Here is a 22,199-nt window from a genome sequence, read left to right on the forward strand (position 1 = left end):
AATGATGGGCGGCATGACCACATCGATGATCTCATCGACCAAAGCCGAAAACCGCCGCGCGATCTGGAATACTATTCGGGGCTCCTCGGGCAACCTGGTGGAGTGGTACGACGTCTACGTCTACACCGTGTTCGCCACCTACTTCGAGAAGCAGTTCTTCGATGAGGCGGACCAGAATTCGACGATTTACGTCTACGCGATCTTCGCCGTCACGTTCCTGACCCGGCCGGTGGGCTCCTGGTTCTTCGGGCGGTACGCCGACCGTCGCGGCCGGCGCGCCGCCCTGACCTTCAGCGTGTCGCTGATGGCGATGTGCTCCATGGTGATCGCGCTGGTGCCCGGGCAGGCGACGATCGGGGCGGCCGCGCCGGTCGTGCTCATCTTGTGCCGGCTGGTGCAGGGTTTCGCCACCGGCGGCGAATACGGCACCTCCGCGACGTACATGTCGGAGGCGGCCACGCGGGAACGGCGCGGCTTCTTCTCCTCGTTCCAGTACGTCACGCTGGTCGGCGGGCATGTGCTCGCCCAGTTCACCCTGCTGATCATCCTGACCGCGCTCACCAAGGATCAGGTACACGAATTCGGTTGGCGCATCGCTTTTGCCATCGGTGGCGTGGCAGCGGTGGTGGTGTTCTGGCTGCGCCGGTCCATGGACGAGTCGCTGTCCGAGGAGCAGTTGGCGGCGATCAAAGCGGGCAAAGACACCGGTGCGGGCTCGCTGCGCGAACTGCTGACCAAGTACTGGCGGCCGCTGCTGCTGTGCTTCCTGATCACGCTCGGCGGCACGGTCGCGTTCTACACCTACAGCGTGAACGCCCCCGCCATCGTCAAGACCACGTACAAGACCGAGGCGATGACAGCGACGTGGATCAACCTGGCCGGCCTCATCTTCCTGATGCTGTTGCAGCCGATCGGCGGGATCATCAGTGACCGGGTGGGCCGCAAACCCCTGCTGCTGTGGTTCGGTTTCGGTGGTCTGGTCTACACCTATGTGCTGATCACCTATCTGCCGCAGACACATTCGCCGATCGCGACGTTCACGTTGCTCGCGGTCGGTTACGTCATCCTGACCGGCTACACGTCGATCAACGCGCTGGTGAAGTCCGAACTGTTCCCCGCGCATGTGCGGGCCCTGGGCGTGGGAGTCGGCTACGCACTGGCCAATTCGATCTTCGGCGGTACCGCGCCGCTGATCTATCAAGCACTCAAGGCGCGTGACCAGGTGCCGCTGTTCATCGGCTACGTCACCGTGTGCATCGCCGTGTCGTTGGTGGTGTACCTGGTGTTCCTGAAGAACAAGACCAGCACCTACCTCGACCGCGAGCAGGGCGCGGCGTTCTAGCTGGGGGTCGCAGGCACCGCCATCGAGATGACGGTGCCGGGGGAACCCGTGACCGTGAATTGGCCGCCCGTGGCAAGCACTTTCGTGCAGATCGAGGCGAAGCCGATGTGACCGTCCTCGACGCTCTGCGCGAGCCGGTCCGCCGGAATGCCGACGCCGTCGTCGGCGATGCGTAGTTCGGCCCGACTGCCGTTGTGTGCCAGCCTGAATCGCAGATTGTCGGCGTGCGCGTGTTTGATCACGTTGGTCGAGAACTCCCGGGCCGCGCTGTAGAGCAGATGGTCGACGTTGGTGCGCAGGCTGTCGGGCCAGCCTTCGGCGTCCAGGTGAACCGTGATGCTGGTCCGTGCGGCGATGCCGTCGGCCAGCGAGGTGATCGCGGTCTTGAGACCGGAGCGGGCCAGCACCTCGGGATGCAGTTCACGCACCACGTCGCGCAGCAGCCGGGAGGATTCCGCGAGCGCGAAGTCGACGCGGTCCATGCCCTCGATCGACCCGTCGCGGACGTCCTCCATGTCGTGCCGGGCCACCAGGACGTACTGCAGCGCGCCGTCGTGCAGACGCTCCGAGAGCGATTGGCGCTCCCGCTTCTCCAGGCTGATCACCTCTTCGAGCAGCCGGGTCCGCTCCTGGGCCAGGTCGGCGATGGTCCGCGTCTTGGCTTGCTGAATCCACGACAGCGCGACCGACCCTGCGGCCAGGCCGAACACGATCGCGGTCCGCAACAGGATCGAGCCCCAGGGCTCGTGACCGTTGGCTTCCCGGTCGATCCAGTTCACGACGAAGAACGTGGCGACGGTGGGGATCGCGATCATGGCGCTGACGGCGGGATCGAGCTGCGCCGCCGCGATCAGCGGGATCAGGAACAGCCCGTGCTGCAGGACGTCGGACGTCCAGGTTTCGGGCGAACTGAGCCCGCTGTCCACTGAAATGACCGCCACCACAGTCAGATCCGCGCATAACAGGAACAGTGCCGCCACCCGCTTGGTTCGCTGGTCGGATTGATCGGCCGAGCGTCGCGCCCACAATCCCCACGCCGCGACCATCGCGACGTAGCAGGCGAAGATGCCCCAGTGCAGCCGTACGTTGGCGTTCGGGGGCTCGAACAGCAACCCGAACCCGATGAACACCGCCAACAGCGCCCGCAACGCGAGTTGCAGTAGTAGGCCGCGCAGCAGAGGCCTACTGGGTTCAGACATGTGCACGATTTTCCGCGATGACCGCGGAAAATCGTGCACGAATCACGCAAATGACTCGACGATCGACTCTCGGGGGTCGCGCCAGGTCAGGCTCAGGTCGGACAAGGTCAGGCTGTCGTCGGTGGGTACGGCCGCCGTCAGCAGCACGGCGGCTTCGTGGCTCAGGCCCTCGGCCAGGGGCAGCCAGCGCCCGGCGAAATCCGAAACTCGGCCGACGCCGCGAAACAGGCTGGGCGACAGGGGAATCCGGCGGATCGGCCGGCCCAGTGCGGACTGCAGTGCGTCGACCATCTGGTCGAACGTCAGCAGCACGCCGCCGCAGACATAGCGCTTCGGTCCGCGGCCGGGCTGCATCAGCGCCGTGTGTACGCGGGCCACGTCGCCGACATCGATCATCTGCATGCCCCCGCGCAGGCGCGGGGCGATGCGGTACCGCACGATCGGGTCCCAACCACGTTGCGTCACACCGACTGCCGTGTGGAAGGCCGGCCCGACCACCGACGACGGGTAGGTGACGACGACGGGAGCGCCCTCGGCCTGTAGCCGCCGGGCCGCGAGATCGGCGTAGGCCTTGGTGCGGGCGTAGTCGCTGCGGCCGGGTGCCGGGGGAGTGTCGGGCCCGATGATGCCATCGGGCGGCGGGAACAGCGAACTGTAGGACGACACCGACACGATGGGGTCGAGCCCCAACTCGGCGGCCTGCGTCAGCAGGGCCTCGGTGGCGTAGGCGTTGATCTCCCACATCAGCTGGGTGCGGCGACTGTCGGTGCCGACGACACCGGCCGCATGCAGCACGGCGTCGCATCCGGCCAGTAGCTCGGAAACCGTTGTGGGATTGCGGATATCGCCGGCCAGGACCTCGAGGGGACCCAGCTGGCACAGTGCGTCGAGCGCCGCGTCGTCGCTGCCGCCGGGGATCACCAGCAGCCGGACCGTATGCCCGGCTGCCAGCAGCGCGCGGACGGTGTGGGCACCGACGTAGCCGGTGCCGCCCGTCACGGCGATGTGCATCAGCGCATCTTGAATTGCGGTGCGCGCTTCTCCTTGAATGCCAGCGGGCCTTCCTTGGCGTCCTCGGACAGGAAGACCGGGATGCCGTTGGCGGTGTCGGGCTTGAAGGCGTCCAGTTCGTGCATGCCCTCGGTCTCGCGGATGGTCTTCAGGATGGCCTGCACGGCCAGCGGACCGTTGTTGTTGATCACCTCGGCGATCTCCAGGGCCTTCTCCAGCGCGGTGCCGTCCGGCACCACGTGCCCGATCAGCCCGTATTCCAGAGCCTGGGCCGCGGTGATGTGCCGTCCGGTCAGCAGCATGTCGCACGCGATGGTGTACGGAATCTGGCGCACCAGGCGCACCGCCGAGCCGCCCATCGGGTACAGGCTCCACTTCGCTTCGGAGATGCCGAACTTGGCGCTCTCCCCGGCGATGCGGATGTCGGTGCCCTGCAGGATCTCGGTGCCGCCGGCGATGGCCGGGCCCTCGACCGCGGCGATGAGCGGCTTGGTCAGGCGGCGGCCCTTGAGTAGACCGTCGATGCGCGACGGGTCGTAGCTGCCGTCCTTGAAGGAGTCGCCCGGCGGCTTCTTGGTGGCGCCCTTGAGGTCCATGCCGGCACAGAAGTAGCCGCCTGCACCGGTCAGGATGCAGGTGCGAATCTCGGGATCGTTGTCGACGCGGTCCCAGGCCTCGACCAATATCGAGAGCATCTCGCCAGAAAGGGCGTTGCGGGCCTCGGGTCGGTTCAAAGTGACGATCAGAGTGTGTCCGCGCTGCTCAATGAGGGCGTCGGGGCCTTTTTCGGGCTCGCTCACAGGTGCCTTCCTCCGGGCTCGAGAACGTTAGACTTGTCACAAAATGTAACACGTTCTAGTTTATGTAACGTGGCTCTGAATATCGCAGATCTTGCCGAGCACGCCATCGATGCTGTGCCGGACCGCGTCGCCCTCATCTGTGGCGACGAACAACTGACCTACGCCCAGCTGGAGGAGAAGGCCAACCGCCTGGCTCACTACCTCCATTCCCGCGGCGTCAAGAAGGACGACAAGGTTGGGCTCTACTGCCGCAACCGCATCGAGATCGTGATCGGCATGCTCGGCATCATCAAAGCCGGCGCCATCCTGGTCAACGTCAACTTCCGCTACGTCGAGGGCGAGCTGAAGTACCTGTTCGAGAACTCGGACATGGTCGCGCTGATCCACGAGCGCCAGTACGCGGACCGGGTCGCCAACGTGCTGCCCGAGCTGCCGCTGCTCAAGACCATCCTGGTCGTCGAGGACGGCTCCGACGACGACTTCCAGCGTTACGGTGGCGTCGAGTTCTACTCCGCCATCGCCGAGCACTCGCCCGAGCGCGACTTCGGCCCGCGCAGCGAAGACGACATCTACCTGCTGTACACCGGCGGCACCACCGGATTCCCCAAGGGCGTCATGTGGCGGCACGAGGACATCTACCGAGTTCTGTTCGGCGGCACCGACTTCGCCACCGGCGAGCCGATCGCCGACGAGTACGACCTGTCCAAGCAGGCCGCCGCGAACCCGCCGATGATCCGGCTCCCCATCCCGCCGATGATCCACGGCGCGACCCAGTCGGCCACCTGGATGGCCATGTTCACCGGCCACACCGTGGTGCTGATGCCGGAGTTCGACGCCGACACCGCGTGGCGAATGATCCACGACCACAAGGTGAATCTGCTGTTCTTCACCGGCGACGCGATGGCCCGCCCGCTGCTGGACGCCCTGTTGGCGCACCAGGAGGAGGGCAACACCTACGACCTGTCCTCGCTGTTCCTGCTGGCCAGCACCGCCGCGCTGTTCTCCACCAGCCTCAAGGAGAAGTTCCTCGAGCTGCTGCCGAATCGGATCATCACCGACTCGATCGGCTCGTCGGAGACCGGTTTCGGCGGCACCAGCATCGTCGCCAAGGGGCAGTCGCACACCGGCGGCCCGCGGGTCACCATCGACAAGAACACCAAGGTCCTCGACGAGGACGGCAACGAGGTGGTTCCGGGTTCGGGCGTGCGCGGCATCATTGCCAAGTGCGGCCACATCCCGGTCGGTTACTTCAAGGACGAGAAGAAGACTGCCGAGACTTTCCGGACGTTCCACGGGGTGCGGTACGCGATCCCCGGTGACTTCGCCGAGGTCGAGGCCGACGGCAGCGTGACCATGCTGGGCCGCGGCTCGGTGTCGATCAACTCGGGTGGCGAGAAGATCTACCCCGAAGAGGTCGAGGCCGCGCTCAAGGGTCACCCGGATGTGTTCGACGCCTTGGTGGTCGGCGTTCCGGACCCGCGCTTCGGCCAGCATGTCGCGGCCGTCGTGCAGCCCCGCGAGGGCACCAAGCCCGCGCTGGCCGACCTGGACGCGTTCGTCCGTAGCGAGATCGCCGGCTACAAGGTGCCGCGCAGCCTGTGGCTGGTCGATGAGGTCAAGCGGTCCCCGGCGGGCAAGCCCGACTACCGCTGGGCCAAGGATCAGACCGAGGCCCGTCCGGCCGACGAGGTGCACGCCAAGCACGCAGGCGTGCAGGCGTAGTTAGGAAACAGACATGAAAACCGAACTCTGCGAACGCTTCGGCATCGAGTACCCGATCTTCGTCTTCACTCCGTCGGAGAAGGTGGCGGCGGCTGTGACCCGCGCGGGCGGCATGGGTGTGCTGGGTTGCGTCCGGTTCAACGATCCCGACGAGCTGGAAAACGTGCTGTCCTGGATGGACGCCAACACCGACGGTAAGCCGTACGGCGTCGACGTGGTGATGCCCAACAAGGTCCCCACCGAGGGCAGCGCGGTCGACATCGACAAGCTGATTCCCCAGGCTCATCGGGACTTCGTCGCGAAAACCCTTGCTGATCTTGGGGTTCCGCCGCTTCCCGCCGAGGGTGAGCACAACACCGGTGTGCTGGGTTGGCTGCACTCGGTGGCGCGAAGCCATGTCGAGGTGGCATTGCGCCATCCGATCAAGCTGATCGCCAACGCGCTGGGGTCCCCGCCCAATGACGTCATCGAGCAGGTCCACGAGGCAGGTGTCCCGGTGGCCGCGCTGGCCGGCAGCGCGAAGCATGCGCTCAGCCACGTCGCCAACGGAGTGGACATCGTCATCGCCCAGGGGCATGAGGCCGGTGGGCACACCGGCGAGATCGGTTCCGTGGTGCTGTGGCCCGAGATCGTCGACGCCGTGGACGGTAAGGCCGCGGTGCTCGCTGCCGGAGGGATCGGCAGTGGCAGGCAGCTGGCCGCGGCACTGGCGCTCGGCGCGCAGGGCGTCTGGATGGGCTCGGCATTCCTGACCGCGGCCGAATACGACCTGGGTGTGCGTCGCGAGTCGGGTGCCTCGGTGATCCAGGAGGCATTGCTGAATGCCACCTCCGCCGACACCGTGCGCCGAAAGATTTACTCCGGCAAGCCCGCTCGGATTCTGAAGAGCCGCTGGACCGACGCCTGGGACGCACCGGATGCGCCCGAAGCGCTGCCGATGCCACTGCAGAACATTCTCGTCGGAGAGGCGCATCAGCGGATGAGCCTTTCCGATGATCCGACCGCGGTCGCCATGCCGGTCGGTCAGATCGTCGGCCGGATGAACGAGATCCGCCCGGTGGAGGTCATCATCGCCGATCTGGTCGCCGAGTTCGAGGCGGCCACCAAGCGCCTGGATGCCATCCGCGACAACTGATTTCCCTGCGCGAGCGCTAGGGCGTGATCTTGACCTGCTGCGCGACGGTGTCGGTGGCGGCCTGGATGATCGGCGTCTGGTCCACCGCACCGTCTGAATTCAGTTGCAGGACATAGGTTGCCCCGCCTGACGGGAAGATCACCGTCTGCTGCGCGACGAACTTCGTCTTGCCGTCGGACACCCAGGTGCCGGCGATGCGGTAGGCGGGGTAGTTGCGCACCTTGGTTTCGGTACCGGGACCCGACGGCGTGAAGCCCGGCAGGTTCTGAATCTCCCCGGGCGCGGTGGCCATCAGCGCCTTGGCATCGACATCGCCGGTCAGCTTCGACAGCAGCGCGATGACACTGGGCGCGTAGTTCGCCGGGTCGACGGGTCCGTTGTAGATGATCGAGTCGTACGCCCATGGCGGATTGTCGTCACCGGTGGCCTTCCAGCCGTCCGGCTTCGGCAGGTCGACCTTCGGCTCGCCGTTGTCGGTGCGGTGCACCTGCTGTTCGGTGATCTTGTGGTCTTTGATGTAGCTGGCGATCGTCGGGTTGGGGCCGTCACTTGCCTTGCTGTTGCCCGCATCCGCAGCGGCGGCCGCTGTCGTCGGCGCGGCGCTGGTCGGGCTGTCGGACGCCGCGCTCGCATCTTTTCCGGAGTCGCAGCCGGCCAGCACCATGGACAGTGCGGTCGCTGCCGCGACGAGGCCGGTGATCGCGGACGTTCTCATGTGGCGAGACTAGTGGACCAAGCTCGCAGTGATCCTGTGAGCCGGGGTCGAGCCGGCGCGAAACCGGCTCTAGCGTGTGGATTAGCTGTGGCACTACTGTGAGCGCGTGGCAAGCGCGCAGAAACCACCGCCCGGCTGGCTCATCGACGGCATCGGCCGGGTTCGCGACGGATTGGGCCAGTTGCGCCGGTCTGTCGTCCCGGCGAACGTCGCGCTCTTCGAGCTGGGCCAGGGTGCCTGGCTGACCCAGGCCATGTACGTCGGCGCCAAACTCGGCATCTTCGACGCGCTGGCTGCCGGTCCGGCAACGGCCGACGACATCGCGCGTCGGGTGGGTTCGCACCCAGAGGCCACCACGCGGCTCATGCGGGCACTGGCGAGCAATTCGCTGCTCAAGCAGGAGCGCGACGGCCGGTTCGTGCTGACCCGCCTCGGGCAGGCCCTGCGATCCGATGTGCCGGGCTCGCTCGCGCCCATGCTGCTGTTCATCGGCCATCCCAAGCACTGGGAGCACTGGGGTCAGTTGCTCTACTCGGTGCAGACCGGCAAGACGTCCGCGGAGATGCTGCGCGGCATGCCCATCTTCGAATACCTGGAGAAAGATCGCGACCTGGCGGCGGTGTTCAACAACGCCATGACCGCGGTGTCCGCCATGGCGATCGAAACCCTCATGCCGGCTTACGATTTCGGTCGTTTCCGCACGATCGTCGACGTCGGGGGCGGCCATGGGGCACTGCTGGCCGCGGTGCTGCAACAGGCGACCGAAGCCCGCGGCGTGCTGTTCGACCTACCGTCCGTCGTGGCCGGAGCCGGTCCGGTGCTGGACGAGGCCGGCGTATCCGACCGCATCACGGTCAGCGGCGGCTCGTTCTTCGAGTCGGTCCCCGACGGCGGGGACGCCTACCTGCTGAAAACGATCATCCATGACTGGGATGAGGACAGCGCGCTGGTGATCCTGCGCAACATCCGCAAGGCGATCGCCCCGGACGGAACCCTGGCCCTCATCGAGATGGTGCTCCCGGAAGGCGCGCCGAACCACCCCGGCATGCTGCTGGACCTGGAGATGCTGGTGGCTGCCGGCGGCCAGGAGCGCACCGGTTCGGAATACGCGGATCTGTTGGCGCGCGCCGGCTTTCGGCAGACCCGCGTGGTCCCGACGGCCGGGCCGATGTCGCTCGTCGAGGCCGTCCCCGTACACGACTAGCGGGCGATCGCGAAAACCGGGTCGGCGCAGTCGGTGCCCTCGGCGGACAGCTGCCGCTTGATGACTTTGAAGGTCTCGGTGCGGGGCAGTGTCGTTGCGACGCGAATGAACCGGGGCCACTGCTTGGGACCCAGATCCTCCTGGGCGGCCAGGAAGGCGCTGAAGTCATCCGCGGAGAATGTCGCGTCGTCGAGGAGGACGAGTGCCGACATCACCTGGTCGCCGACGGCGGGATCGGGTATCGGGTAGACGGCCGCCTCGACGACGTCGGGGTGCCGCAGCAGCACTTGCTCAATGGGTGCGGTGCCGAGGTTCTCGCCGTCGACCCGCATCCAATCACCAAGGCGCCCAGCGAAATAGATGAATCCATCTGCATCCCGGTAGGCCAGGTCGCCGGTGTGGTAGATGCCGCCGGCCATGCGCTCGGCCTCGGCGGCCGCGTTGTTGTAGTAGCCGCGGAACCAGCCACGGCCGGTCGGGTTCACCAGTTCGCCGACGACGCCGGGCGGGCACGGCAGGCCGGTCTCCACGTCGACGATGGCCACCTCGGCAGTCAGTGGGCCGAGCGCACCGGCCGGGGTGCCCGGCGTGCGGGCGACTGCGACGCCGCCTTCGGTGGAGCCGAAACCGTCGACGACGACGACGCCGAAACGCTGTGCGAACCGGTTCAGATCGCGCGGGGCACCCTCGTTGCCGTACATGAACTTCAGCGGATTGTCGGTGTCGTCCGGCTGCGCCGGGGTGGCCAGGATGTACGACAGCGGCTTGCCGACGTAGTTGGCGTAGGTGGCGCCATAGCGGCGCACATCCCGGAGGAATCCCGAGGCGGAGAACTTGCGGCGCAACGCGATCGACCCCTGAGCCGCCAGCGCCACCGCCCAGCCGGCCATCACCGCGTTGGAGTGGAACAGCGGCATGGACAGATAGAACGTGTCATCGCGCCCGAGGCCGAAGCGGTCGGCCAGCATCTGACCGGGGAACGCCACCTTGTCATGGGTGACCCGGACGGCCTTGGGGTCACCGCTGGTGCCGGAGGTGAAGATCAGCATGAACAGGTCGTCGGGGTCGACGTCGGCGAACTGCACCGGCGCGCCGGCGAATCCTGCGAGTTCGGTTGCCCACGAAGAAGATTCGACGTCGATGACGTCGATGCCCGCGGCACCGGCGGGGACCAGATCGAGGTTGTCGGCCAGCACCAACTGGCAGTCGGAGCGTTCGACGTCGCCGGCCAGCGCGGCCCCGCGGCGGGTCGGGTTCAGGCCGACGGGGACCAGCCCCGCCAGTGCGGCGGCCACCAACAGGGACGAGAAGAACGTCGTATTGCTCAGCAGCACACCGATATGCGGTGGTTTGGCCGGGTCCAGTCGTGCTTTCAGCGCCGCGGCCAACTGTGCGCCCGCGGCGATGTGGTCGGCCCAGCTGATCAGATCAGCCGGGCCGCCATCATCTTCTTGTGATGAATCGTCCGGCGCCGCAGTGCAGTCGTACAACCCGCGGTCGGTGACATCGACCAGCGGGCGCAGCAGGTCGCTGACGGTGGGTCGGTCGGACATCAGGCTTGCCATGTCGGAGACGTGAATCAGGCCGGCGTGTCCGCCAGCTCGCGCCCGATGCGCAGCAGCTGCCCGGTGGCGCTGCCGATGGCGAACTCGGTCTGCTTGGCCGCCAGGAAGTACCGGTGCACCGGGTGATCCATGTCGATGCCGACACCGCCGTGCACGTGCACCGCGGTGTGCGCCACCCGGTGTCCGGCCTCGGCGGCCCAGAACGCCGCGGTGTTCACGTCAATCTCGGCGGGCAGCCCCTCGGCCACGCGCCAAGAGGCCTGGGTCAGCGTCAGGCGCAGTGCCTTGACGTCGATGTAACCGTCGGCCAACCGGGACGACACGGCCTGGAAGCTGCCGATCGGGCGGTCGAACTGCTCGCGTTCGCGGGCGTACAGAGCGGTGAGCTCCAACGCGCGCTCCACCACACCGAGCTGGAATGCGCTGCGGCCCAGGACGTTGTGCAGCTGCAGCCAGGAGGCAACCTCCGAACCACCGACGACGCGGTCGGCGGCGACGGCCACGCCCTGCAGATCCAGGTGCGCGATGCTGCCGTGTCCCGTGGTGTCCAGCGAGGTGACGGTGACGCCGGAATCAGTAGCGGCGACCAGGAAAACCTTGACGCCGGAATCGGTTTCGGCCGGGACCAGGAAGGCGTCGGCGACCGGGCCGTAGGCGACCTGGGTGCGGGTGCCGGTCAGGGTGTATCCGGCCTCGTCGGAACCGGTGGCCTGCACCGGACCCTGGCCCATCTCGCCTTCCAGTGCCGGCACGACGATCTTGCTGCCGGCGACGGCCGGGGCGGCCCACTCGGATTGCAGCTTCGCCGAACCGAATTCGGCGATGGCGCCGGCGGCCAGGATGGTCGACTCGAGGTACGGCACCGCCGCGAGCTGACGGCCCAGTGCGACCAGCACGGCGCCCTGCTCCAGCGCGCCGAAACCGCCGCCGCCCACCGACTCCGGTGCGGTGGTGGACAGGATGTCGGAGTCGATCAGCTTGGCCCACAGCTCGCGGTCGAACCGCTCATCGAGCTTGTCCAGTTCCTTCTGGCGCTCCGGGGTCACCACCGATTCGGTGATGGACCGGACCAGGCCGCCGAGGTCGTCAGATGCTTCGGTTGTCTTGAAGTCCATTTCTCGCCGCTCTCTCTTAGCGATTCACTCGGGGCAGGCCGAGCGCGACCATGCCGATGATGTCGCGCTGAATCTCGTTGGTGCCGCCGCCGAAGGTCAGGATCAGGCAGGACCGGTGCCAGCGTTCGATCCGGCCGCGCAGCAGCGCACCCGGGGTGTCCCGGCGCAGGGTCGCCGAGGTGCCGAGCACCTCCATGAGCAGCCGGTAGGCCTCGGTGGCCAGCTCGGTGCCGTACACCTTGGCCGCCGATGCATCGGCGGGGGAGGGCGCGGAATCGGTGGCCGAGGCCAGCTCCCAGTTGATCAGCTTCAGCACTTCGGCCTTGGCGTGCACCCGGGCCAGGTTCAGCTGCACCCACTCCGAGTCGATCAGCCGCTTGCCGTGGTGGTCCTTGGTGTTCTGGGCCCATTCCCGAACCCCGTCCAGCGCAACGAAAATCGGCTGCGCCGACACCAGGGCCACGCGCTCGTGGTTGAGCTGGTTGGTGACCAGCTTCCAGCCGCCGTGCTCCTCGCCGACGAGGCTGGAGGTCGGGACACGGACGTCCTGGTAGTAGGTGGCACTGGTGTCGACACCCGACATGGTGTGCACCGGGGTCCAGGAGAAGCCCTCGGCGGTGGTCGGCACGATCAGCATCGAGATGCCGCGGTGCTTCTTGGCCTCGGGGTTGGTGCGGGCCGCCAGCCAGACGTAGTCGGCGTAGGCGATCAGTGACGTCCACATCTTCTGGCCGTTGATGACGTAGTCGTCGCCGTCGCGGACCGCGGTGGTGCGCAGCGAGGCCAGGTCGGTACCGGCGCCGGGCTCGGAGTAGCCGATGGCGAAGTGCAGTTGGCCCGCGGCGATCTTGGGCAGGAAGAACTTCTTCTGCTCCACGGTGCCGAAGTGCATGATCGTCGGCGCCACCGAGTTGATGGTCAGGAACGGCACCGGAACGTTGGCGATTGCGGCCTCGTCGTTGAAGATCAGGCCGTCCATCGGGGGCCGGGCCTGGCCGCCGTACTCCTTCGGCCAGCTCAGCGTCAGCCAGCCGTCCTTGCCCATCTGCTCGACGGTCTCGCGGTACACATTGCCGCGCCCCATCTCGCCGTCATTGGACGCCAGAGCCTCGGCGCGCTCGGGGGTCATGAGTTTGGCGAAGTACGAGCGCAGTTCGCGCCGCAACTCCTCCTGCTCGGGCGTGTAGCCGATCCGCATCGAATTCATCCTTTATCAGTCGGATTGGGGTACGTCTTTGGTCTGTATGTCACATTGCAGAGGCCGCTTTGGGCGGCCCGTGCCTACTCAAACTTGTAACACGTTCTAGTCTTGCGGTCCAGAGCGTGCCACACTGGCATCGCCATGGCGGGGTCGTTATGTTGGCCTCACCGTCGAAATCCGGGCCGTCAGGAGGGTGTCATGCGGGTTGAAGTTGATCACGACCGCTGTGAAGGAAATGCGGTTTGCGTGGGAATTGCGCCGGACCTTTTCGATCTGGACGACAACGATTACGCGGTAGTCAAGGCCGATCCGGTGCCTGCCGACCAGGAAGAACTGGCCGAGCAGTCCATCGCGGAATGCCCCCGCGCCGCCCTGCTCCGCAAAGACTAGAGGTATTCATAAATTGACTAGCGAAAACGACTCCACCGACCTGTCCGGCAAGGTGGCTGTGGTCACCGGTGCCGCCGCAGGACTGGGCCGTGCCGAGGCCATCGGCCTGGCGCAGGCCGGCGCCACCGTCGTGGTGAACGACATGGCCGCCGCCCTCGACAAGTCGGATGTGCTCGCCGAGATCGAGGCGGCCGGTTCCAAAGGCATTGCGGTGGCAGGGGATATCAGCGCCCGCAGCACCGCCGACGAACTCGTCGAAACGGCCGACAAGCTCGGTGGGCTGAGCATCGTCGTCAACAACGCGGGTATCACTCGCGACAAGATGCTGTTCAACATGACCGACGAGGACTGGGACGCGGTCATCGCGGTCCACCTTCGCGGTCACTTCCTGCTGACCCGCAACGCCGCGACCTACTGGCGTGCCAAGGCGAAGGAGTCGGCCGACGGCAAGGTGTACGGCCGGATCGTCAACACCTCGTCCGAGGCCGGCCTGGCCGGTCCGGTGGGACAGGCGAACTACGGAGCCGCCAAGGCCGGCATCACGGCGCTGACGCTGACCGCGGCCCGCGGCTTGGAGCGCTACGGCGTGCGCGCCAATGCGATCGCCCCGCGGGCCCGTACCGCGATGACGGCAGATGTGTTCGGTGCGGCTCCTGGTGCGGGTGAGGTTGATCCGCTGTCGCCTGAGCACGTCGTGAAATTGGTGCGTTTCCTTTCCTCGCCCGCGTCGGAAAACGTGAATGGCCAGCTCTTCATCGTTTATGGTCCGACTGTGACCCTGGTAGCAGCCCCGACCGTGGAGAGCCACTTCACAGCGTCGTCCGCTGAGTGGGACATGACACAACTGAGTTCCACGTTGCACGGATATTTTGCTGACCGCGATCCGGAACGGAATTTCTCTGCGACTGCCTTGATGGAGTCGAGGGACTGAACGTCCCGGATCTAGTGCTGACGCGGCGCAGAAAGCGCCGCGTCAGCACTAGAACTTGTTACAGTGACGACAACGTCAAAATATATCCTGAGCTGCGATTATATGTCGTTTCCCAGTGATTTTGCTGTTCTTTTGCCACTGCGAACATGTTCTAGCTACTATGAGCCGGCTCACAAGAGCTACGCATTACGAAGTGGTGATCAGGCCGCTGCGAACGAGGGAATTCCCACTCTTCGCCGTGACTGCTCAACCACGACCGAGAATGGAGTCGAAGGTTGATCGAACAGCTTGCGGCTCCGGCCCGGGCCGTTGGCGGGTTCTTCGAAATGGCCCTCGACACATTCACGAAGATGTGGCGTCGCCCGTTTCAGTTCCGGGAGTTCTTCGAACAAACCTGGATGATCGCCCGCGTATCGCTCGTGCCGACCCTGCTCGTCGCCATTCCGTTCACCGTCCTGGTGGCCTTCACGCTGAACATCCTGCTGCGTGAGATCGGCGCCGCCGACCTCTCCGGCGCGGGTACCGCCTTCGGCACCGTCACCCAGCTGGGACCCGTCGTCACCGTGCTGGTGGTGGCCGGCGCCGGCGCCACGGCCATCTGCGCCGACCTGGGCGCCCGCACCATCCGCGAAGAGATCGACGCCATGCGCGTGCTCGGCATCGACCCGATCCAACGCCTGGTGGTGCCGCGCGTCCTGGCATCGACCTTCGTCGCGGTATTGCTCAACAACCTCGTGTGTGCCATCGGCATCTCCGGCGGTTACGTTTTCTCGGTATTCCTCCAGGGCGTCAACCCGGGTTCGTTCATCAACGGCCTGACGGTGCTGACCGGCCTGGGCGAGCTGATGCTCGCCGAGATCAAGGCCGTGCTGTTCGGCCTGCTCGCCGGCATGGTCGGCTGCTACCGCGGCCTGACCGTCAAGGGCGGCCCCAAGGGCGTCGGCATCGCGGTGAACGAGACCGTGGTCTACGCCTTCATCTGCCTGTTCGTCATCAACGTGATCATGACCGCCATCGGCGTCCGGGTCCTGGTGAGGTGATGCGGGCAATGAGCACCCAGCGAGTAGCGGAGACGGATCACGCATGAGTTACGACGCAACACTCCGCTTCAAACGAATGTTCCGGGCAGTGCCCGGCATCTTCGACGGCCTCGGTGAGCAGGCGCTGTTCTACGGGGAGTCCTTCCGGTACATCCCCAACGCGCTGACCCGCTACCGCCGCGAGACCATCCGGCTCATCGCCGAGATGACGATGGGCACCGGCGCGCTGGTGATGATCGGTGGCACTGTCGGTGTCGCGGCGTTCATGACCCTGGCCTCCGGTGGCGTCATCGCCGTCCAGGGCTACTCCTCACTGGGCAACATCGGTATCGAGGCCTTGACCGGCTTCCTGTCCGCCTTCCTCAACGTGCGCATCGTCGCGCCTGTCATCGCGGGTATCGCACTGGCCGCCACCATCGGCGCCGGCTGTACCGCGCAGCTGGGCGCCATGCGCGTGGCCGAGGAGATCGACGCCGTCGAATCGATGGCCGTGCACTCGGTGTCCTACCTGGTGTCCACCCGGATCATCGCGGGTCTGATCGCCGTCATTCCGCTGTACGCCCTGGCCGTCCTGGCCTCGTTCTTCGCGGCGCGGGCCACCACGGTGTACATCAACGGTCAGTCGGCCGGTCTGTACGACCACTACTTCAGCACCTTCATGGTGCCCACCGATCTGTTGTGGTCATTCCTGCAGGCCATCGTCATGTCCATCGCGGTCATGCTGGTGCACACCTACTACGGCTACAACGCCAGTGGTGGACCTGTCGGCGTGGGTATCGCGGTCGGTCAGGCCGTGCGGACCTCGCTGATCGTGGTCGTCACCATCGTCCTGCTCATCTCCCTGGCCGTGTACGGCGCGTCCGGCAACTTCAACCTCTCCGGATAGGGGGTGTACGACGATGTCTTCAGGTGGTCCTAAACGCAGTCATGTGAGGCTCGCGGCGGCGGTGCTGATCAGTTTCTTGTTGGCCGCGGTGGTGTTCACGTATTTGTCGTACACCGCGGCGTTCACGCCCACGGATACGGTGTCGGTGCTGGCGCCGCGTGCGGGTTTGGTGATGGATCCCGATGCGAAGGTCAAGTACCGGGGTATTCAGGTGGGCAAGGTCAAGGACATCGATTATGCGGGGGATCAGGCGAAGCTGACGCTGTCGGTGCTCAGCGATCAGATGCGCTATATCCCGTCGAATGCGCGGGTGCGGCTGGGTAGCACGACGGTGTTCGGCGCCAAGTCGGTGGAGTTCCTGCCGCCGGAGCATCCGGCGAAGGAGTCGTTGCGTCCGGGTGCGCAGGTGCAGGCCAAGGATGTGCAGCTGGAGATGAACACGGTCTTTCAGACGTTGACCGACCTGCTCGACAAGATCGATCCGGTCAACCTGAACGCCACGGTGACCGCGCTCGGTGAGGGCCTGCGGGGCCACGGCGATGATGCCGGTGCGGCGGCGGCCGGGTTGAGCAGGTATCTGCAGTACTTCAACCCGAAGTTGCCGACGTTGCAGCAGGATTTCAAGGACACCGCGACGGTGGCCGGTATCTATGGTGATGCGGCGCCGGATCTGGCGAAGGTTTTCGATAATGCGCCGACGGTCGGTAAGTCGTTGGTCGATGAGAAGGATGATCTGAACGCGGCGCTGTTGGCGGCCACCGGGTTCGCCAACAATGCGTACGCGACCATTTCACCGGCCGCCGACGACTACATCGCCGCCATCCAGCGGCTGCGCGCACCGCTGAAGGTCCTGGGTGACTACTCACCAGAACTGCCCTGCCTGCTCCAAGGTCTGTCTAAAGCAGTGGACCAATTCGGTCCGGTGTTCGGTGGCGTCAAGCCGGGTCTGTTCGTGTCCTCGAACTTCTTCCCCGGCGCGCCCAACTACACCTACCCCGAGAGCCTGCCGATGGTGAACGCCTCCGGCGGCCCGAACTGCCGTGGTCTACCGGACGTCCCGTCCAAGCAGTACGGCGGCTCCTGGTACCACTCGCCGTTCCTGGTGACCGACAACGCCTACGTTCCGTTCCAGCCGAACACCGAGTTGCAGTTCGACGCTCCCTCGACGCTGCAGTTCCTGTTCTCCGGTGCCTACGCAGAGAGGGACCGCTACTGATGTCCGCGAGTGAGTGGGGCCGCCCATGAGACACAAGCGCGAAATGATCAACGTCACGGTGTTCACCGTCGTGATGTTGTTGGTCGCCGCCGGCCTGGTGGTGGTGTTCGGCCAGTTCCGATTCGCCGCTTCGTCCACCTATCACGCCAACTTCACCGACGCTTCCCGGCTGAAGGCCGGCGAGGACGTCCGCATCGCGGGTGTCCCGGTGGGCTCGGTGAAGAGCGTGAAGCTCAAGGGCGACAACACGGTTGACGTCAAGTTCACGCTGAACGAGCGGTACCAGCTGTACAGCTCGAGCCGTGCCGTCATCCGCTACCAGAACCTGGTCGGCGACCGGTACATGGAGATCACCTCCGGCCCGGGCGAACTGCGCAAGCTGCCCGCCGGCGGCACCATCGTCACCGCCAACACCCAGCCGGCGCTCGACCTCGACGCGCTGCTCGGTGGTCTGCGTCCCGTCGTCAAGGGTCTGGACGGCAAGAAGGTCAACGAGATCACGGCCGCCATGATCGAGGCCCTGCAAGGGCAGGGTGGCGCGCTGTCGGACCTGCTGTCCAACACCGGTTCGTTCAGCCAGACGCTGGCCGACCGTGACCAGCTGATCGGTGACACCATCACCAACCTCAACACGGTGCTGGCGACGGTCGACTCCAAGGGCTCCCAGTTCAACACCAGTATTGATCAGCTGCAGCAGCTGATCACCGGCCTGGCCGAGGGACGTGACCCCATCGCCGGCGCCATCGGTCCGCTGGCGTCCGCCGAGAACGACCTGACCGAGATGCTGCAGAAGTCGCGGCGTCCGGTGCAGGGTGTCATCGAGAACGCCCGGCCGTTCGCGCAGCGGATGTACGAACGCCGCGCGGACGTCAACCCGGTCATCGAGAATCTCGCGGAGAACTACCTGCGACTCAACGCCCTGGGTGCCTACGGCGCGTTCTTCAACATCTACTACTGCTCGGTGAAGATCAAGATGAGTGGCCCCGCAGGCAGCGACCTGATCGTGCCGTTCGGTGGTCCCGCGGATCCGTCGAAGGGCAGGTGCTCCGAAAATGGCTAAGCCGGAAAAGGATCCGATCCGCACCGGCATCCTCGGCGTCTTCATCGTGGTCTGCCTCGTGCTGATCTCGTTCGGGTACACCGGGCTGCCGTTCTGGCCGCAGGGCAAGAACTACTCCGCGTTCTTCAACGATGCCGGTGGCATCACGCCGGGCAGTGACGTCCGGGTCTCGGGCATCAGGGTCGGCAAGGTCGGCACGGTGGAGCTCGCCGGTACCGCGGCGAAGGTGAACTTCACCGTCGACCGTCAGATCAAGGTCGGCGACCAGTCGCTGGTCGCGATCAAGACCGACACGGTGCTGGGCCAGAAGTCCCTGTGGGTGACGCCTAAGGGCGCGAAGGAAGCAACGGTTATTCCGTTGGGCCGCACCACGACTCCGTACACGATCAACACCGCGTTACAGGATCTGGGCCAGAACACCAGCGAGCTGGACAAGCCGCAGATGGAGCAGGCGCTGAAGGTGCTGACCGACACGCTGCACGACGCGACCCCGCAGCTGCGCGGTGCGCTCGACGGTGTGGCAGCCCTGTCACGCAGCCTCAACACCCGCGACCAGGCGCTCGAGCAGCTGCTGGGCCACGCCAAGAAGGTGTCGGACACCCTGGCGCAGCGTGCCGACCAGGTGAACAAGTTGGTCGTCGACGGCAATCAGCTGTTCGCCGCGCTGGACGAGCGGCGGCAGTCCCTGAGCACGCTGATCTCCGGCATACGGGGTGTCTCCCAACAGCTTTCGGGATTCGTCGCGGACAACAAGCGGGAGTTCGGGCCGGCCCTCAAGCAGCTGAACCTGGTGATGGACCAGCTGCTGCAGCGCAAGGAGCACATCAGCGAGGCGCTCAAGCGTCTGCCTGGCTACGCCACCGCGCTCGGCGAGGTCGTCGGCAACGGGCCGGGCTTCAACATCAACCTGTACGGCCTGCCGCCGGCGACGATGACGGAAGTCCTGCTCGACACGTACTTCCAGCCAGGCAAGCTGCCCGCCAGCCTCGGAGACATGCTGCGTGGATACATCTCTGAACGGATCGTCGTGAGGCCGAAGTCGCCATGATGAAGAACCTGAAGTCACGCGGGGCGATCATCGCCCTGGTGGTCGCACTGGTGGCGCTGGTCGCCGGTGGCGCCTACCTGATGTGGCCGTCGCGGGGCGGCCACAAGGTGGTCGCCTACTTCACCAACGCCGTCGGTCTGTACGCAGGCGATGACGTGCGGGTGCTCGGTGTGCCGGTCGGCACCATCGATTCGGTCGAGCCGCAGCCCAATTCGGTCAAGGTCTCCATGACCGTCAAGGACGGCGTGAAGATCCCGGCCGACGCGCGGGCGATCATCATCTCGCCGAACCTGGTGGCGGCACGGTTCGTGCAGTTCACCCCCGTTTACAACGGCGGCGCGGCGCTGGCCGACGGTGCCGAGGTGCCGCTGGCCCGGACCGGTGTCCCGGTCGAGTGGGACGACGTCAAGAAGCAGCTGACCCAGCTCAGCGCGCAGCTCGGTCCGCAGGACGGTGCCCCGCAGGGCCCGCTCGGTGCGTTCATCAACCAGGCCGCAGACACCCTCGACGGCAAGGGCGACTCGTTCCGCAGTGCATTGCGTGAACTGTCGCAAACCGCTGGGCGCCTTGGCGATTCGCGTGGCGACCTGTTCGGCACGATCAAGAACCTGCAGATTCTGGTCAACGCGCTGTCGAACAGCAACGAGCAGATCGTGCAGTTCACCGACCATGTCGCGTCCGTCTCGCAGGTGTTGGCGGAGAGCTCGGCCGGTCTGGACCAGACCCTCGGTGCCCTGAACCAGGCACTCGGTGACGTCAAGGGCCTGCTGAAGGACAACAACAAGGCGCTGATCGACCAGGTCGGCAAGCTGGCCGAATTCACTCAGATCATCACCGACAACAGCGACAACGTCGAGCAGGTTCTGCACGTGACGCCCAACGGTCTGGCCAACTTCTACAACATCTACAACCCGGCGCAGGGCTCCCTGGACGGTCTCCTGTCGCTGCCGAACTTCTCCAACCCGGTGCAGTTCCTGTGCGGCGGTAACTTCGACGTCGGTGCGACGCCGGACAACTACAAGCGTGCGGAGATCTGCCGTCAGCGCATGGCCCCGGTGCTGCGTCGTATCGCGATGAACTACCCGCCGGTGCTGTTCCACCCGATCAACAGCATCACGGCGTACAAGGGCCAGCTCATCTACGACACCCCGCAGACCGAGGCCAAGGCGCAGACGCCGGTGCCGTACCTGCAGTGGAATTCCGCACCTGGCGTCATCCCGCCGAAGGTCCAGCCGGACGGGACGCTCAGTGACCTGATCCTGCCGCCGCCGGCAGTCCCGGGCCAGATTTCTCCGGCCACACCGCCGGTGGGACCGGGCTCGACGCCACTGAACGGTTCGGGCCCGCTGCCCGGACCCGCCCCGGCGCCCGTTGGCGCGCCGCTGCCCGCTGAAGCCGGAGGTGGCAACTGATGAAGGCGGTCGTCAAAGCCCGTAACGCACGCAGTGCGCGCAGGGCCACCAAGGCGCTGGCACTCGGATCGAGTGCAGTGGTGCTCGCCGGTTGCCAGTTCGGCGGCCTGAACTCACTGGACATGCCCGGTACCGAGGGCCACGGCGCCGGTTCCTACACCGTGACGGTGCAGCTGCCCGACGTCGCGACGTTGCCGCAGAACTCGCCGGTGATGGTCCACGACGTCACCGTCGGCAGTGTGTCGGGTATCGACGCGGTGCAGCGCCCCGATGGCACCTTCTACGCCGCGGTGAAGCTGTCGCTGAACGGCGACGTGAAGCTGCCGGCGAACGCGACTGCGAAGGTCGCGCAGACCTCGCTGCTGGGTTCGCAGCATGTGCAGCTTGCCGATCCGGTCGGGAAGGCTCCGGAGGGCCGGCTCAAGCAGGGCTCGGAGATTCCGCTGTCGCACACCGGCCGTTACCCGACCACCGAAGAGGTGCTGTCGTCGCTCGGTCTGGTGGTGAACAAGGGCAATCTCGGTGCGCTGCAGGACATCACCGATGAGGCGTACGCCGCGGTGGCCGGCCGGGCCGGGCAGTTCGTCGACTTCATCCCGCGGTTGGCCGAGCTCACCCAGTCCCTGGACAAGCAGACCAGCGACATCGTCGGGGCCATGGACGGGCTGAACCGGTTCGCCTCGATCCTGGCGAAGAGCAAGGACAGCCTTGGCCGCACGCTGGACACGTTGCCCGGTGCGATCAAGGTGCTCAACGACAACCGCAAGAACATCGTGGACGCGTTCACCGCGCTGCGGAAGCTCGCCGTTGTCGGCGCCAAGGTCATGACCGCCACCAAGGATGACTTCGCCGCCGACTTCAAGGACATCTTCCCGGTCATCAAGGCGTTCAACGACAACGCCGACGAATTCATTCACGACCTGGACCTGGTTCCGACGTTCCCGTTCTCCAACAAGTACTTCCGGAACGCGGTGCGCGGCGACTACCTGAACGTGTTCGTGACGTTCGACCTGACGTTGCGACGCCTCGGCGAGACCGTCTTCACCACCTCGGGGGCCTTCGACCCGAACATGAGGCACCTGGATGAAGTGGTCAACCCGCCGGACTTCCTGTTGGGAGCACTGGCGAACCTGTCCGGACAGGCCGCCGATCCGTTCAAGATTCCAGCAGGCACAGCGACGCAACATGGAGGGGTGAAGCCGTAATG

At 65.8% G+C, this 22,199-nt stretch carries 20 protein-coding genes; 13 read left to right on the top strand and 7 right to left on the bottom strand.

From position 1 onward, the window contains the following. Window positions 1-13: 13 nt before the first annotated feature. Window positions 14-1,342: an MFS transporter gene (locus tag ACNO8X_RS06825; RefSeq protein ID WP_071285705.1), complete on the top strand. Its 1,329-nt coding sequence runs from the start codon at window positions 14-16 to the stop codon at window positions 1,340-1,342. On the opposite strand, the gene ACNO8X_RS06830 is transcribed toward ACNO8X_RS06825, so the two are convergent. Genes ACNO8X_RS06830 through ACNO8X_RS06840 form a run of 3 tightly spaced genes read right to left on the bottom strand, consistent with a single transcriptional unit; the run spans window position 1,339 to window position 4,352 of the window. Next, window positions 1,339-2,541, bottom strand: coding sequence for a sensor histidine kinase (locus ACNO8X_RS06830; RefSeq protein WP_418004688.1), 1,203 nt, complete (start codon window positions 2,539-2,541; stop codon window positions 1,339-1,341). The genes ACNO8X_RS06825 and ACNO8X_RS06830 overlap by 4 nt on opposite strands. Window positions 2,542-2,583: 42 nt before the next feature. Beyond that, complete coding sequence (locus ACNO8X_RS06835) at window positions 2,584-3,552, bottom strand: NAD-dependent epimerase/dehydratase family protein (RefSeq protein WP_418004689.1); 969 nt, start codon at window positions 3,550-3,552, stop codon at window positions 2,584-2,586. Continuing rightward, the gene (locus ACNO8X_RS06840; RefSeq protein ID WP_418004690.1) at window positions 3,552-4,352 is read right to left on the bottom strand and encodes a crotonase/enoyl-CoA hydratase family protein; all 801 of its coding nucleotides are present in this window, start codon (window positions 4,350-4,352) and stop codon (window positions 3,552-3,554) included. Before ACNO8X_RS06840 ends, ACNO8X_RS06835 begins: the two co-directional genes overlap by 1 nt. A gap of 69 nt (window positions 4,353-4,421) precedes the next feature. Between ACNO8X_RS06840 and ACNO8X_RS06845 the strand changes: the two genes are divergently transcribed. Together ACNO8X_RS06845 and ACNO8X_RS06850 are read left to right on the top strand one after the other, a co-directional pair. Then, window positions 4,422-6,074 (top strand): acyl-CoA synthetase, encoded by a 1,653-nt coding sequence (locus ACNO8X_RS06845; protein ID WP_418004691.1) that lies wholly within the window; start codon window positions 4,422-4,424, stop codon window positions 6,072-6,074. 13 nt (window positions 6,075-6,087) lie between these two features. Next, window positions 6,088-7,209: an NAD(P)H-dependent flavin oxidoreductase gene (locus ACNO8X_RS06850; RefSeq protein ID WP_418004692.1), complete on the top strand. Its 1,122-nt coding sequence runs from the start codon at window positions 6,088-6,090 to the stop codon at window positions 7,207-7,209. 16 nt (window positions 7,210-7,225) lie between these two features. Here the strand turns inward: ACNO8X_RS06850 and ACNO8X_RS06855 are convergent, their stop codons facing one another. Next, window positions 7,226-7,924, bottom strand: a complete 699-nt coding sequence (locus ACNO8X_RS06855; RefSeq protein ID WP_418004693.1) for an LpqN/LpqT family lipoprotein — start codon at window positions 7,922-7,924, stop codon at window positions 7,226-7,228. A gap of 106 nt (window positions 7,925-8,030) precedes the next feature. Between ACNO8X_RS06855 and ACNO8X_RS06860 the strand changes: the two genes are divergently transcribed. Further along, window positions 8,031-9,128: a methyltransferase gene (locus tag ACNO8X_RS06860; RefSeq protein ID WP_418004694.1), complete on the top strand. Its 1,098-nt coding sequence runs from the start codon at window positions 8,031-8,033 to the stop codon at window positions 9,126-9,128. Here ACNO8X_RS06860 and fadD17 read toward each other — a convergent pair. The 3 genes from fadD17 to ACNO8X_RS06875 are packed head-to-tail and all read right to left on the bottom strand — an operon-like array spanning window position 9,125 to window position 13,006. Further along, entirely contained in the window at window positions 9,125-10,681 is a 1,557-nt protein-coding gene (gene fadD17, locus ACNO8X_RS06865; RefSeq protein WP_418004695.1) for a long-chain-fatty-acid--CoA ligase FadD17, read from the bottom strand. The two genes, ACNO8X_RS06860 and fadD17, sit on opposite strands and share 4 nt — an antisense overlap. A 26-nt stretch (window positions 10,682-10,707) precedes the next feature. Further along, window positions 10,708-11,808, bottom strand: coding sequence for an acyl-CoA dehydrogenase family protein (locus ACNO8X_RS06870; RefSeq protein ID WP_418004696.1), 1,101 nt, complete (start codon window positions 11,806-11,808; stop codon window positions 10,708-10,710). 16 nt (window positions 11,809-11,824) lie between these two features. Further along, a complete protein-coding gene (locus ACNO8X_RS06875) occupies window positions 11,825-13,006 on the bottom strand; it encodes an acyl-CoA dehydrogenase family protein (RefSeq protein ID WP_418004697.1) in 1,182 nt (393 codons plus the stop codon). Between the two features lie 201 nt (window positions 13,007-13,207). Between ACNO8X_RS06875 and ACNO8X_RS06880 the strand changes: the two genes are divergently transcribed. From ACNO8X_RS06880 to ACNO8X_RS06920, 9 genes are all read left to right on the top strand, one after another. Further along, entirely contained in the window at window positions 13,208-13,399 is a 192-nt protein-coding gene (locus ACNO8X_RS06880; protein ID WP_043398182.1) for a ferredoxin, read from the top strand. 13 nt (window positions 13,400-13,412) lie between these two features. Beyond that, window positions 13,413-14,330 carry a 3-oxoacyl-ACP reductase gene (locus ACNO8X_RS06885; RefSeq protein WP_418004698.1) on the top strand — a complete coding sequence of 306 codons (918 nt, stop codon included), beginning with the start codon at window positions 13,413-13,415 and terminating at the stop codon, window positions 14,328-14,330. A gap of 275 nt (window positions 14,331-14,605) precedes the next feature. Beyond that, a complete protein-coding gene (locus ACNO8X_RS06890; protein ID WP_029105067.1) occupies window positions 14,606-15,370 on the top strand; it encodes an MlaE family ABC transporter permease in 765 nt (254 codons plus the stop codon). A gap of 43 nt (window positions 15,371-15,413) precedes the next feature. After that, the gene (locus ACNO8X_RS06895) at window positions 15,414-16,256 is read left to right on the top strand and encodes an MlaE family ABC transporter permease (protein WP_418004699.1); all 843 of its coding nucleotides are present in this window, start codon (window positions 15,414-15,416) and stop codon (window positions 16,254-16,256) included. A 13-nt stretch (window positions 16,257-16,269) separates the two neighbouring features. Further along, complete coding sequence (locus tag ACNO8X_RS06900; protein ID WP_418004700.1) at window positions 16,270-17,472, top strand: MCE family protein; 1,203 nt, start codon at window positions 16,270-16,272, stop codon at window positions 17,470-17,472. A gap of 25 nt (window positions 17,473-17,497) precedes the next feature. Beyond that, window positions 17,498-18,532: an MCE family protein gene (locus ACNO8X_RS06905; RefSeq protein ID WP_418004701.1), complete on the top strand. Its 1,035-nt coding sequence runs from the start codon at window positions 17,498-17,500 to the stop codon at window positions 18,530-18,532. Beyond that, window positions 18,525-19,580, top strand: a complete 1,056-nt coding sequence (locus tag ACNO8X_RS06910) for an MCE family protein (protein ID WP_418004702.1) — start codon at window positions 18,525-18,527, stop codon at window positions 19,578-19,580. Before ACNO8X_RS06905 ends, ACNO8X_RS06910 begins: the two co-directional genes overlap by 8 nt. Further along, a complete protein-coding gene (locus ACNO8X_RS06915; RefSeq protein WP_418005802.1) occupies window positions 19,580-20,992 on the top strand; it encodes an MCE family protein in 1,413 nt (470 codons plus the stop codon). The genes ACNO8X_RS06910 and ACNO8X_RS06915 overlap by 1 nt, the downstream gene beginning before the upstream one ends. Then, window positions 20,992-22,197 (top strand): MCE family protein, encoded by a 1,206-nt coding sequence (locus tag ACNO8X_RS06920; RefSeq protein ID WP_418004703.1) that lies wholly within the window; start codon window positions 20,992-20,994, stop codon window positions 22,195-22,197. Before ACNO8X_RS06915 ends, ACNO8X_RS06920 begins: the two co-directional genes overlap by 1 nt. The last annotated feature ends 2 nt before the right edge of the window (window positions 22,198-22,199 follow it).

Origin of the sequence: Mycobacterium sp. PDNC021, from assembly GCF_048282635.1 — a bacterium.
GTDB classification, from domain to species: Bacteria; Actinomycetota; Actinomycetes; order Mycobacteriales; family Mycobacteriaceae; genus Mycobacterium; species Mycobacterium llatzerense.